Origin of the sequence: Cupriavidus sp. L7L (genome assembly GCF_004353535.1) — a bacterium.
Taxonomy (GTDB): domain Bacteria; phylum Pseudomonadota; class Gammaproteobacteria; order Burkholderiales; family Burkholderiaceae; genus Cupriavidus; species Cupriavidus oxalaticus_A.
Genome location: NZ_SMNY01000010.1, coordinates 190,866 through 203,304, shown reverse-complemented (window position 1 = coordinate 203,304; position 12,439 = coordinate 190,866). Strand labels below are relative to the sequence as shown.

Below are 12,439 nucleotides of genomic sequence, written 5' to 3'. Positions count from 1 at the left end.
TCAGGCCGGTACCGCTTCGCGCCCCGCGCGCGTGCGCGCGATGATGGTCTTCATGATCTGCGCGGTGCCGTCGCCGATCTGGAAGCCGAGCACGTCGCGCAGGCGCTGCTCCATCACGCCGCGGTCATAGCCGCCGTGGCCGAACGACAGCAGGCACTGGTGCACCACGTCGTACGCCAGCTTGGGCGCCCACCACTTGCACATGGCGGCTTCGGCGGTATGCGGCAGGCCGCGGTCCTTCAGCCACAGCGTCTGCAAACACAGCAGGCGCGCGCCCTGCACCTGGGTCTCGAAGTCTGCCAGCGGGTGCGACACGCCCTGGAACGCCGACAGCGGCTTGCCGAAGGCCTGGCGCTCGGCCACGTAGGCCCAGGTCTCGTCCAGCCCCGCCTGCGCCACGGCCAGCACCTGCAGGCCGATCAGCGCGCGCGAGAAATCGAAGCCCTGCATCACCTGCACAAAGCCTTCGCCCTCCTTGCCGAGCAGATGGCTCGCCGGCACGCGCACGTTCTCGAAGAAGATCGAGCCGCGTCCGATGGCGCGCTGGCCGTGGCAGTCGAAGCGGTTGCGCGTGATGCCCGGGAGGTCCATCGGCACCAGCAGCGCCGACACGCCGCGCGCGCCCGCCTCGACCGAACCGCTGCGTGCGAACACCACCGCGGCATCGGCCTGGTCGGCGGCGGAGATCGAGGTCTTCTCGCCGTTGAGCACATAGTGGTCGCCATCGCGTTCCATGCGCAGCCGCAGGCTGGCCGCGTCCGAGCCGCCGCGCGGCTCGGTCAGCGCGATCGCCAGCAGCGCTTCGCCGCGCGTCAGGCGCTGCAGCCATGGGCCGGCGATCTCTGGCCGCGCGTGATGCGCCAGGATCTGCCCGTTCAGCGAGGCCAGCAGGTTGATATACGACAGGCTCAGGTCGGCGCGCGCCACCGCTTCGTGGATCACACCGGCCGCGAGCGAGCCCATACCCTGCCCGCCGTATTGTTCCGGCAGCTCGGGCGCGATAAAGCCCATCTCGCCCATCTCTCGCATCAGCGCGCGGTCGAGCACGCGGGTGCGGTCGCGCTCCAGGTAGCCGGGCGCGACGCGGGCGTCGGCAAAGCGGCGGGCATGTTCGGCCAGCGCCGACAGGTCTTCGTCAAGGTAGGGATTCATGGCTGTCTCCGCTGGCTCCATTCACTTCGCGTACTTGCGGAAGTCAGGCTTGCGCTTTTCCTGGAAGGCGCGCACGCCCTCGCGCGATTCCTCGGTGTCGTAGTAGAGCTTGAGCGCGTACATGCCCATGCCGGCGATGCCGCCCTGGTGCGCGGTGTCCATATTGAACGAGCGCTTGGCGATGGCGATCGCGGTCGGGCTCTTTTCCAGGATCTCGTCGCACCACTTCTGCACTTCGGCGTCGAGCTGCTCGTGCGGCACCACGGCATTGACCAGCCCCATCGCCAGCGCCTCGGCGGCGGGATAGCGGCGGCACAGGTACCAGATCTCGCGCGCCTTCTTCTCGCCGACCACGCGAGCCAGGAACGCAGTGCCATAGCCGGGATCCACCGAGCCGACACGCGGGCCAACCTGCCCGAACACCGCCTTGTCCGAGGCGATGGTGAAATCGCAGATCGTGCACAGCACGTTGCCGCCGCCGATGGCATAGCCCTGCACGCGCGCGATCACCGGCTTGGGCACGTCGCGGATGGCGTTGTGCAGCTCTTCCATCGGCAGGCCGATGGTGCCGCGGCCGTCGTACTGGCCTTCATGCGCGGACTGGTCGCCGCCGGTGCAGAAGGCCTTCTCGCCGGCGCCTGCCAGCACGATGGCGCCGATCTCGCGGTCATAGCCGGCGCGGTTGATGGCGTGGATCAGTTCGTCGCAAGTGCGGCCGCGGAAGGCGTTCATCTTTTCCGGGCGGTTGATGATGATCCAGGCCGCGCCGTTGCGCACTTCATAGCGGATGTCTTCGTATTGCATGGTGGTCTCCGTTGTCAGTTCGGGATGGGTTGCGCTCAGCCGTTCATGGTCAGGCCGCCCGACACGCTCAGCACCTGTCCGGTGATGAACGACGCGTCGTCGCCGGCAAAGAACAGCACCGCGCCGGGCAGGTCGTCGGGCTGGCCGATGCGGCCCAGCGGGATCGAGCGGGTGAAGGCCTCCACCAGCTTCTCGGGGTTGCCCGCGCCCTGCTTGTAGTCTTCGAACAGCGCGGTCTCGGTCGGCCCCGGGCACACCACGTTCACGGTGATGCCGTGGCGCGCATGCTCGCGCGCGATAGTCTTGGAGAACGACACCAGCCCGCCCTTGCACGCGGCATACACCGCTTCGCCGGAAGACCCCACGCGCGCGGCATCGGAGGCGATATTGACGATGCGTCCGCGCTTGCGCGCCACCATGCCGGGCAGCACTGCGTGGTGCATATGCAGCGCGCCGGTCAGGTTGATGGCGATCAGCCGCTCCCACTGCGCCGGCTCGGTCTTGACGAACGGGCGGAACACGTCCCAGCCGGCGTTGTTGACCAGCACGTCGATCGGGCCCAGCTCCTGCTCCACCGCAGCCACCGCGGCGTCGACGCTGGCGCGATCGGTAATGTCGCAGCGCACGGACAATGCGCGGCCGCCGGCATCGCGGATCTGCGCCGCCACGCGTTCGCCTGCCTCCGGGTTCAGGTCGAGCACGCCGACCGCCGCCCCGGCGCGCGCAAAGCGCAAACAGGTTGCGCCGCCGATACCGCCACCACCGCCGGTCACGATGACCGTCTTGCCTTCGAGTCCTTGCACAGCCGTTCTCCTTTCAGGGTTCCGGTGCTATCGTGCCGGCGATGCCGCCGCCACCTGCCCCGTCAATTACGTAAATATATTGACGTATAATAGGAGCGGTCGACGGCTGGCGCAAGGCATCAATACTATGGAAATGACTATGGTTAACCCCGACAAAAATGGCGCACTCCCTACCAGCGCCCGCGCGGAACTGGCCAACCGGCTGTTCTTTCGCCTATACCAATGCGCAAATATGTTGCATAAAACCGGGTCGCGAGCGGTCGAAGCCGAAGGCCTGACGACGCAGCAGTGGGCAGTGCTGGGCGCGCTGTCGCGTCCGGAAGCCGCCGATGGCATGAGCGTCGGCGACCTGGCGCGCTACCTGATGGTGAGCCGCCAGAATCTGTCGGGCCTGGTCAGCCGGATGGAACGGGACGGCCACGTGACGCTGGCGCCGGACGGGCGCGACCGCCGCTCGCGGCTGGTGCGGATGAGCGAGCCGGGCCGCGAGGTGTGGCTGCACCAGGCGCAGCCGAAGATCCGGCAGTACTACGAGCAGGCGCTGGACGGGTTCTCGACCAACGACCTGACGCATACGCTGCACTACCTGCTGAAGCTGCTGGACAACATGCGCGCGCTGGATACGCCGGACGGCGGCGACAGCGGCCCGGCGCAGGACTGAGGCGGGCCGCTGTATCAGGGCTGATACACATCGCGCCGCCACGCGGCGGCCGGCCCTGCGGCATCTCCCGCTACGCGGCGCGCCACGGCCGCTGGCGCGCGATATGCATCGGCATGGGGTTGCTCAGGCACCCCGGTGCTGCGCCGGGGAGTCCTGAATCACTGCCCCGGCTTGCGGCGATGGCTTGCGTGCGCGCAGCCGGGACGGCGTTCGATCGATCCTTTACCGGAGGTCCCGCCATGACCCGCTACATCGTGCTAGCCAGCTTCACCGACCAGGGCATCCGCGCCGTCAAGGACACCACCAAGCGCGCCGCCGCGGTGCGCGAGATGGGCGCGCGTTTCGGGGTGCAGATGAAAGACATCTTCTGGACACTGGGCAAATACGACATCGTGCTGACCGTCGAGGCCCAGGATGATGCCAGCATGACCGCCTTCGGCCTGGCGGTCGGCGCGCTGGGCAACGTGCGCACGCAGACGCTGCGGGCATTCAATGTCGACGAAATGCAGGCGATCCTCGGCAAGATGAGTTGAGCCCGCCTTCGCACTGTCCCCGTCATGAAGCACGCCCGCCATGGTGCCTGGCGGGCGTTGTCGCTTCTGGCTTGTGTTGTTCCTCCTGATATCCGACGGCCTTGTCAGACGACGCCCGATACCTGGGAGGCGAGACAGAGCAGACACTCATACTGCCAACTTCCGGGAGAGCGCCATGCCAGGCAAGAATATCCACGTCGTACCTACCCATAACGGCTGGGCGGTCGAAGCGGAAGGACGCTCCGGCAACCAGCAGCGATTCACTTCGATGGATCATGCGATCGCTACCGGCATGGAGAAAGCCAGGCGCGCAAAGGTTGAGTTGCTGATCCACGGCAGGGATCACCGGATCATGGAGCGAAGCTCATTTGGAAACGCTCCTGGCGACCTCGACGGGTAGTTGCAGGGCACCATCGGCATCGTGCTTCTGCGACCCTGAATCCGGGCGCTGCCTCCGTGGCCCCTCCAGACCGCGCACGGATCTGCTCCGGATAGCGACCGGCATGGCATGCCCCACGTCAGGCCGCACACGTACACCAATGCGCTTCGACTACCGCAATGTACGCAGGCCGGACTCATGGACAATCCGATGCGCAACTTGAAAGGCTTTTACATCCTTCTGGTCGCCGTCACCATTGCGTTCATCTGGATACTGCTGCCCTTCTTCAGCGCGATCCTCTGGGGCACGATACTGGCGATCCTGTTTCATCCAATGCAACGCAAGCTGACGGTGCGATTTGGCAACCGGGAAAATCTCGCAGCGCTGACGACGCTGCTTGTTTGCGTGCTATTGGCCATTGTTCCGGTCTTCCTGATGATTGCCACACTCGCACAGGAAGTGGCGCATGCCTACAACCAGATCAAGACTGGCCAGTGGGACTTCGGGCAGTATTTTCGGACTGCCGTACAGGCCCTGCCCGCTTCCGTCGAGAACTGGCTGAACGAAATCGGATTAGCCGACATAGCGGGGTTGCAATCGAAACTGACCGAAGGTGCCGCACGGATCAGCCAGTTCATGGCGGCCCAGGCTGTCACCATTGGCCAGAACACCCTGCAGTTCGCCGTCGGCATCGGCATCATGCTGTATCTGGTGTTTTTCCTGCTGCGTGATGGTACGGTCATTTCCCATCGCATCCGCGAGGCGATACCGCTGAACGACGCGCACACACGCCGGCTGGTCGGCCGATTCACCACCGTAGTCCGCGCCACGGTCAAGGGTAACGTCGTAGTGGCCGCGGTCCAGGGAATCCTGGGCGGCGTGGCTTTTCTGCTGCTGGGCATCAACGGGGTGTTGCTGTGGGGGACGCTGATGGCGTTTCTGTCCCTGCTACCGGCCATTGGGGCCGCGCTGGTCTGGGGTCCGGCCGCGGTTTATTTCTTGCTGGCGGGCCCTGCCTGGAAAGGAATCGCGCTCATTGCCATCGGTACCCTTGTCATTGGCGCCGTGGACAACTTGCTCCGTCCTGTCCTGGTCGGCAAGGACACCAAGTTGCCAGACTGGGTGGTCCTGATATCAACATTGGGCGGCATGTCTGTATTTGGCATCAACGGCTTTGTGATAGGTCCTCTGATTGCTGCGCTGTTTATTTCCTGCTGGGATATTTCGGTGATCGAGGATCGCGACGACACGATGTGAACGGCCGTCGCCGCCACTCCGGCATCCTGATGCCGCGATTGGCAATAAGCCGATCAAATCCCTAGAAATACGAATTATTCTCATTTATTATTCGGCCTTTCGTTGCTTTCGCCCTGGGCCGTCATGCTTTTCCGCCGTCTTGCCATACCCGCCGCTGCCAGTTCCCTGCTCCTGCCTCCCGTTGTCTCCCACGCCGCCGACGAACTCACCACGCTGCCATCCGTGACGGTCAGCGCCGCCAGTGACGGGCAAACCGACGTCGGTTTCGCCACGCGGCGGGCGGCCGGCGTGACCAAGTCGGGCGAATCGGCGGCCGACGCCGCGCAATCGATCACCGTCATCACGCGCGACCTGCTCGACAGCCAGCAGGCACAGAACCTCAGCGACGCGCTGCAGAATTCAGCCGGCGTGGTCACCAACGCCTATGGCAGGCGCGGCTGGGACGACTTCATCATCCGCGGCCAGCGTGCATCGGAATCGATCTTTGCCGACGGCCTGCTCGTCGACAGCAACAACCGCGTGGCGCAGGAACTGTTCGGCGTGGAACGCGTGGAAGTGCTCAAGGGACCGGCCTCGATACTGTTCGGCGCGGTGCAGCCCGGCGGCCTGGTCAACATGGTCAGCAAGCGTCCGCGCGCGGAACTGTTCGGCGAACTGGGGCTTACCGTCGGCAACTATGGCTTCCGGCAGATGACGGTCGACGTGGGTACGCCGCTGGCCAGGGACAGCAAGGCTGCGTTCCGCCTGAACGCGCTGATGATGAACAGCGACGATCCGACCGACTACGTCTGGTATCGCAACCGCTGGATCGCGCCGTCCCTGACGCTCGACCTTGGCACGCGCACGGACTTCACGATCCTGGCCAGCCACAACCAGCGCAACTACGTGCGCCAGCAGGGCCTGCCCGTGAACGGCACCCTGGTGCCGAACCGCAATGGCGTGGTGCCGAGCAACCGCTTCATCGGCGAACCGAATGCCCCGTCTTATGACGGCGAGCAGAACCGCATCGGCTACGCGCTGACGCACCGCTTCGACTCCGGCTGGACGCTGAACCAGAACCTGCGCTACCAGGCATCGTCGCTGACCGGCACGCTGGTATCGGCCGGCACGATGGCGGTCAACAGCCAGTCGATGAACCGCAGTGGCACGCAGCAGAGCTTTTCGGGGAATTCGTTCGGCGTTGACACCAACGTGCAGCGGACCTTTGCGTTTGCGGGGCATGCCCATAGCGTGACCTTCGGCGTCGACTACCGGCATACGAAGGAAGACCGCCTGCAGAAGACGTGCCGCGTGGCCGCGCTGAACGTCTACAACCCGGTCTATGGCGCCAGCATCAACTGTCCGTCCGCCTATAGCCTCGACGCGACCGATACGCTGGATGCGGTCGGCCTCTATCTGCGCGACCAGATCCGTCTTGCAGAGCGCTGGACCTTGACTGGCGGCGTGCGCTACGAATCGGCGCGGACGAGCACATCGGACCGGCTAGCGTCGTCGCGTTCCGTGAATGACAACAATGCCGTCACCGGCAGCGCGGGCGTGATGTACGAGCTGACGAACTGGGCACGGCCGTACGCGAGCTTCGCCACGTCGTTCCTGCCGAACACCGGCACCGATGTCAGCGGCGCCACATTCCAGCCAGAAAAGGGGCGCCAGTACGAAGTGGGCATCAAGCTCGACATGCCCGCCAAAACCGGCCTGCTGACGCTGGCCGCGTTCGACCTGACACGCACCAATGTGCTCAGCAGCGATCCGGTCAATACGGGTTTCAGCATGGCCGTCGGCGAACAGCGCTCGCGCGGGCTGGAAGTGGAACTGACGCAGGATCTCGGCAATGGCCTTAGCGTGTCGGCGGCCTATGCCTACATCGCAAGCGAAGTCACCGAGGACACCACGGCCGCCAACGTCGGAAAGCCGCTGAACAGCGTGCCCCGGCACAGCTTCTCGGTCTGGAGCCAGTATCGCTTGCGTGGGGCGCTGGCCGGCTGGTACGTCGGTGCCGGCCTGCGCGGCGAGAGCGCCAAGCGCGGCTACAGCATCAACTACACCGTGCCGGGCTACACGGTGGCCGATCTTGCCGTCGGGTACGTGGCATCGCACTGGCGCGCTGCATTCAACGTCAAGAACGTGTTCGACAAGATGTACTACGCGGGAGGCCTGAACAACAACGTGTTGCCCGTGGGCAATCCGCGGGTAGCCATGCTCAACGTGACGATGAACTATTGAGCCCGGGAACGGGGTGGTGTCTCGCCTGCCATGCGAAACACCACCATCCTTCCGGTCAGACGGATGCTGGCTCCAATATCTGCCCGCCCCCATAGCTCGACTGCACCGGCACCTGCCCGCCCACCGTCATCCTGATCGCGCAATACTTGAACTCGGGAATCTTGCCGAACGGGTCCAGCGCCGCGTTGGTCAGCTTGTTGATCGCCGCTTCGTAGTAGCAGAACGGCACGAACACGGCGCCGCGCGGCGTGCCGGCATCGGCGCGCGCATACAGCGTGACTTCGCCGCGGCGCGACGACAGCGTGACCACATCCCCGGGCTTGCCGCCCAGTGCATCGAGATCCAGCGGATGCACCAGCGCCACCGGGTCCGGCTCGATCGCATCGAGCACGCCGGCGCGACGCGTCATGCTGCCGGTATGCCAGTGCTCCAGCTGGCGCCCGGTGATCAGCACCATCGGGTAGTCCGCATCAGGGCGCTCCGCCGCCGGAATGATGTCCGCGGGCACGAAACGGCCACGGCCGCTTTCGGTCGGGAAGCTGTCCGTGAAAATCACGGGCTCGCCCGGATCGCCCTCTTCCTTGCACGGATACGTCACCGCATGTTCGCGCTCCAGCCGCTCCCAGGTCACGCCGCCGATGCTCGGCATTGCCTGCCGCATCTCGTTGAACACGTCCACCACGCTGTCATAGTGCCAGTCCAGCCCGAGCTGTGCCGCCATCTGCCGGATGATCCACAGGTCCTGCCGCGCCTGCCCCGGCGGGTCGAGCGCCTGCCGCCCGAGCTGCACGGTGCGGTCGGTGTTGGTAAAGGTGCCGGTCTTCTCCGGGAACGCCGATGCCGGCAGCACCACGTCCGCCAGGTACGCCGTCTCGGTCAGGAAGATGTCCTGCACCACCAGGTGGTCGAGCGATGCCAGCGCCTCGCGCGCATGCTCGGCGTCGGGGTCGGACATCGCCGGGTTTTCGCCCATGATGTACATGCCGCGCACTTCGCCGCGCTCGATCGCCTGCATGACCTCAACCACGGTCAGGCCCGGCTGGCGGTCCAGCGGCATGCCCCATAGCGCTTCGAAGCTGGCGATCGCCACCGGATCGTCGACGCGCCGGTAGTCGGGATACATCATCGGGATCAGCCCCGCGTCGGAGGCGCCCTGCACGTTGTTCTGCCCGCGCAGCGGATGCAGCCCGGTGCCGGGCCGTCCGATCTGGCCGGTCATCAGCGCCAGGGCGATCAGGCAGCGGGCGTTGTCGGTGCCGTGCACGTGCTGCGAAACGCCCATGCCCCAAAGAATCATCGAGCTCTTCGAGGTCGCATAGAGCCGGGCGACTTCGCGGATGGTTTCGGCGTCGATGCCGCAGATCGGCGCCATCAGCTCGGGACTGTACGCGGCAACGTTGCGCTGCAGTTCGTCGAAGCCGATGGTGCGGCTGTCGATGAAATCGCGGTCCACCAGGCCCTCGTTGACGATCACATGCATCATCGCGTTGAGCAGCGCCACGTCGGCATCGGGCTTGAACTGCAGGAAGCGCCAGGCGAAGCGCGCCAGGTCGGAGCGGCGCGGATCGGCCACGATCAGCCTGGTGCCGTTCTTCACGGCGTTCTTGATCCAGCTTGCCGCGACCGGATGGTTCACGGTCGGGTTGGCGCCGATCACGATCACGACCTCGGCCTTGTCGACATCCATCACCGGATTCGACACCGCGCCCGAGCCGATGCCTTCCAGCAGCGCCGCCACCGACGAGGCATGGCACAGCCGCGTGCAATGGTCGACGTTGTTACTGCCAAAGCCGGTGCGCACCAGCTTCTGGAACAGGTAGGCTTCTTCGTTGCTGCCCTTGGCCGAGCCGAAGCCCGCCAGCGCGCGCTTGCCATGCGTGTCGCGGATCTGCGCGAGCCTGCCGCCGGCGAGCGCCAGCGCCTCTTCCCAGCTGGCTTCGCGGAACACCTCCATCACATGGTCGGGATCCATGACGAAATCACCGCGCTTGGGCACGCCTTCGCGGCGCACCAGCGGCACGGTCAGCCGTTGCGGGTGCTGCACGTAGTCGAAGCCGTAGCGGCCCTTCACGCACAGCCGCTGGTGGTTGGCGGGGCCGTCGCGGCCTTCCACGAACAGGATGCGGTTGTCCTTGACGTTGTAGGTCAGCTGGCAGCCCACGCCGCAGTACGGGCACACCGATTCGACCTGCTTGTCGGGCACGGCCAGGGCCACGTCGCGCGCCGGCATCAGCGCGCCGGTCGGGCAGGCCTGCACGCATTCGCCGCAGGCGACGCAGGTGGAGGCGCCCATGGGGTCATCCATGTCGAACACGATGCGGGCCTGATCGCCACGCAAGGCCAGTCCGATCACGTCGTTGACCTGCTCGTCGCGGCAGGCGCGCACGCAGCGGGTGCACTGGATGCAGGCATCGAGGTTGACGGCGATGGCCGGATGCGACAGGTCAGCCGCCACGCGCTCGCGCGGCGCAAAGCGCGGCTTGCCTACCTCCAGTTTCGCTGCCCACTGGTCGAGTTCGTTGTGGCGCGTGTATTCCGCTTCCGGCATGTCCGACTGCAGCAACTCCAGCACGGTGCGCTGGGCGCGGCGGGCGCGTTCGGATTCGGTCTGGACCTGCATGCCCTCGGCGGGATAGCGGCAGCAGGACGGGGCCAGCACGCGCTCGCCCTGGATCTCGACCATGCAGGCGCGGCAGTTGCCCGCGGCTTCGAGGCCGTCCTTGTAGCACAGGTGCGGGACGTCGAAGCCCTCGCGCTGCGCCACCTTGAGCAGGCTTTCGCCGGGCTGCGCGGTGACTTCACGGCCGTTGAGCGTGAAGGTGACGGCTGGCTCGGCGGATTCGACAAGCGCGCGTTCGGCGCGGGTCAGTGCATTCATGTCAGTCTCTCACGCGAGTTCGTGCGGGAAGTACTTGATCACGCAGTCGACGGGATTGGGCGCGGCCTGCCCCAGCCCGCAGATCGATGCATCGCGCATCACCGCGGACAGGTCGTCCAGCGCGGCGAGGTCCCACTTCGGCTGGTGGATCAGGTCGAGGGCCTTGGCTGTGCCGGTGCGGCACGGCGTGCATTGCCCGCACGACTCATGCTTGAAGAAGTGCATCAGGTTGCGCGCCGCCTGCGTGGCGCTGTCGTGGTCCGACAGGATCACCACCGCGGCCGAGCCGATAAAGCAGCCGTACGGCTGCAGCGTGTCGAAATCGAGCGGGATATTGCCCAGCGACGCGGGCAGGATGCCGCCCGACGCGCCGCCCGGCAGGTAGGCGTAGAAGGCATGGCCGTCGAGCATGCCGCCGCAGTATTCGTCGATCAGCTCGCGCACGGAGATGCCCGCGGGCGCCAGGTGAACGCCCGGCTTCTTCACGCGTCCGGATACCGAGAACGAGCGCAGGCCCTTGCGCCCGTTGCGTCCCTGCGCGGCGAACCACTCCGCGCCCTTCTCGATGATGTCGCGCACCCAGTACAGGGTCTCGAAGTTGTGCTCGAGCGTGGGCCGGCCGAACAGGCCCACCTGCGCCACATATGGCGGGCGCAGCCGCGGCATGCCGCGCTTGCCTTCGATCGATTCGATCATCGCCGATTCTTCGCCGCAGATATACGCGCCTGCACCGCGGCGCAGCTCGATCGCGGGCAGGCCGGGAATGGGCGGGTCGTCGCGCAGCTGCTGCAGTGCCTCGGCCAGCAACGCACGGCAGCCGGCGTATTCGTCGCGCAGGTAGATATAGATCGCCGACACGTTCACGACCGTCGCCGCGATCAGCATGCCTTCCAGGAAGCGATGCGGATCGCGCTCCAGGTAGACGCGGTCCTTGAAGGTGCCAGGCTCGCCTTCATCGATGTTCACGGCCATCAGGCGCGGTGCGGCTTCCTTCTGCACGATGCGCCATTTGCGGCCGGTGGGGAAGCCCGCGCCGCCCAGGCCGCGCAGGCCGGAATCTTCCATCGTGCAGAGCACGGCGGCGGGATCGAGGGTGCCGTCGGCCAGCGACTGCAGCAACCCATAGCCGCCGGCTGCACGGTACGCGCCGTAGCCGATGTGGGGCTCGGGCTCGTGACGCACGGCCCCGGCCTGCACCGCGGCGGCCACCGTATCGGCGGTGGCACCGTCCACGGGATTCTGTCCGACCAGCGCCGCGGGCGCCTTCTCGCAACGGCCGATGCAGGGGGCTGCGATCACGCGGACGTCGGTGCCGAGCAAGGCGGGCAGCTTGTCGATCATCGCGCGGGCACCGGCCAGTTCGCAGGCGATGCCCTCGCAAACGCGCACCGTCAGCGCGGGCGGCGCCGCGATCTGTCCGTCCGCATCCTCGCGCACCACGTCGAAATGGTGGTAGAAGGTGGCGACCTCGTACACCTCGGTCATCGATAGCCTCAGCTCGCTCGCGAGCGCTACCAGGTGGGGCATCGCAAGCTGGCCATAGCGGTCGTTGATGCAATGCAGGTGTTCGATCAGCAGGTCGCGGCGGCGCGGCATGTCGCCCAGCGCCACGCGCACTTCGGCCAGCGCGGCCGCGTCGACCTGGCGGCCCTTGGGCTGGCGGCGCTTGCGCTGCCGGCCGAGCCCGGTCGCCTCAAGGGGGATGACAACCTGGTTCATGGCGGTGCCTGGATCTTTTGTGGATGTCGG

The 12,439-nt window shown here is 66.2% G+C and carries 10 protein-coding genes; 5 read left to right on the top strand and 5 right to left on the bottom strand.

What is annotated here, in order from left to right; all coding sequences use genetic code 11:
* From aliB to badH, 3 genes are read right to left on the bottom strand one after another with little or no spacing between them, the layout of a single operon-like run.
* Complete coding sequence (gene aliB / locus E1J61_RS12720) at positions 1 to 1,152, bottom strand: cyclohexanecarboxyl-CoA dehydrogenase (RefSeq protein ID WP_133094412.1); 1,152 nt, start codon at positions 1,150 to 1,152, stop codon at positions 1 to 3.
* Between the two features lie 21 nt (positions 1,153 to 1,173).
* A complete protein-coding gene (badI, locus tag E1J61_RS12715; RefSeq protein WP_133094411.1) occupies positions 1,174 to 1,956 on the bottom strand; it encodes a 2-ketocyclohexanecarboxyl-CoA hydrolase in 783 nt (260 codons plus the stop codon).
* Between the two features lie 35 nt (positions 1,957 to 1,991).
* On the bottom strand, positions 1,992 to 2,759 hold the full coding sequence (gene badH / locus E1J61_RS12710) for a 2-hydroxycyclohexanecarboxyl-CoA dehydrogenase (protein ID WP_133094410.1): 768 nt from the start codon (positions 2,757 to 2,759) through the stop codon (positions 1,992 to 1,994).
* Between the two features lie 139 nt (positions 2,760 to 2,898).
* Here badH and E1J61_RS12705 point away from each other — a divergent pair, with 139 nt between their 5' ends.
* From E1J61_RS12705 to E1J61_RS12685, 5 genes are all read left to right on the top strand, one after another.
* The gene (locus E1J61_RS12705; protein ID WP_133094409.1) at positions 2,899 to 3,420 is read left to right on the top strand and encodes a MarR family winged helix-turn-helix transcriptional regulator; all 522 of its coding nucleotides are present in this window, start codon (positions 2,899 to 2,901) and stop codon (positions 3,418 to 3,420) included.
* A 239-nt stretch (positions 3,421 to 3,659) separates the two neighbouring features.
* Entirely contained in the window at positions 3,660 to 3,953 is a 294-nt protein-coding gene (locus tag E1J61_RS12700; protein ID WP_133094408.1) for a GYD domain-containing protein, read from the top strand.
* Positions 3,954 to 4,128: 175 nt separating this feature from the next.
* Positions 4,129 to 4,353 (top strand): DUF2188 domain-containing protein, encoded by a 225-nt coding sequence (locus E1J61_RS12695; protein ID WP_133094407.1) that lies wholly within the window; start codon positions 4,129 to 4,131, stop codon positions 4,351 to 4,353.
* A gap of 177 nt (positions 4,354 to 4,530) precedes the next feature.
* On the top strand, positions 4,531 to 5,589 hold the full coding sequence (locus E1J61_RS12690; protein WP_165971462.1) for an AI-2E family transporter: 1,059 nt from the start codon (positions 4,531 to 4,533) through the stop codon (positions 5,587 to 5,589).
* Positions 5,590 to 5,712: 123 nt separating this feature from the next.
* Positions 5,713 to 7,812: a TonB-dependent siderophore receptor gene (locus E1J61_RS12685; RefSeq protein WP_133094406.1), complete on the top strand. Its 2,100-nt coding sequence runs from the start codon at positions 5,713 to 5,715 to the stop codon at positions 7,810 to 7,812.
* 55 nt (positions 7,813 to 7,867) lie between these two features.
* Here E1J61_RS12685 and fdhF read toward each other — a convergent pair whose 3' ends face one another.
* Positions 7,868 to 10,690 (bottom strand): formate dehydrogenase subunit alpha, encoded by a 2,823-nt coding sequence (gene fdhF, locus E1J61_RS12680; RefSeq protein WP_133094405.1) that lies wholly within the window; start codon positions 10,688 to 10,690, stop codon positions 7,868 to 7,870.
* 9 nt (positions 10,691 to 10,699) lie between these two features.
* A complete protein-coding gene (locus tag E1J61_RS12675; protein ID WP_133094404.1) occupies positions 10,700 to 12,409 on the bottom strand; it encodes an NADH-ubiquinone oxidoreductase-F iron-sulfur binding region domain-containing protein in 1,710 nt (569 codons plus the stop codon).
* Positions 12,410 to 12,439: the final 30 nt, after the last annotated feature.

Coding starts and splice junctions, on each gene's coding strand:
- aliB (WP_133094412.1), bottom strand. CDS start 1,152: ATGAATCCCTACCTTGACGAAGACCTGTCGGCGCTGGCCGAACATGCC.
- badI (WP_133094411.1), bottom strand. CDS start 1,956: ATGCAATACGAAGACATCCGCTATGAAGTGCGCAACGGCGCGGCCTGG.
- E1J61_RS12705 (WP_133094409.1), top strand. CDS start 2,899: ATGGTTAACCCCGACAAAAATGGCGCACTCCCTACCAGCGCCCGCGCG.
- E1J61_RS12700 (WP_133094408.1), top strand. CDS start 3,660: ATGACCCGCTACATCGTGCTAGCCAGCTTCACCGACCAGGGCATCCGC.
- E1J61_RS12695 (WP_133094407.1), top strand. CDS start 4,129: ATGCCAGGCAAGAATATCCACGTCGTACCTACCCATAACGGCTGGGCG.
- E1J61_RS12690 (WP_165971462.1), top strand. CDS start 4,531: ATGGACAATCCGATGCGCAACTTGAAAGGCTTTTACATCCTTCTGGTC.
- E1J61_RS12685 (WP_133094406.1), top strand. CDS start 5,713: ATGCTTTTCCGCCGTCTTGCCATACCCGCCGCTGCCAGTTCCCTGCTC.
- fdhF (WP_133094405.1), bottom strand. CDS start 10,690: ATGAATGCACTGACCCGCGCCGAACGCGCGCTTGTCGAATCCGCCGAG.
- E1J61_RS12675 (WP_133094404.1), bottom strand. CDS start 12,409: ATGAACCAGGTTGTCATCCCCCTTGAGGCGACCGGGCTCGGCCGGCAG.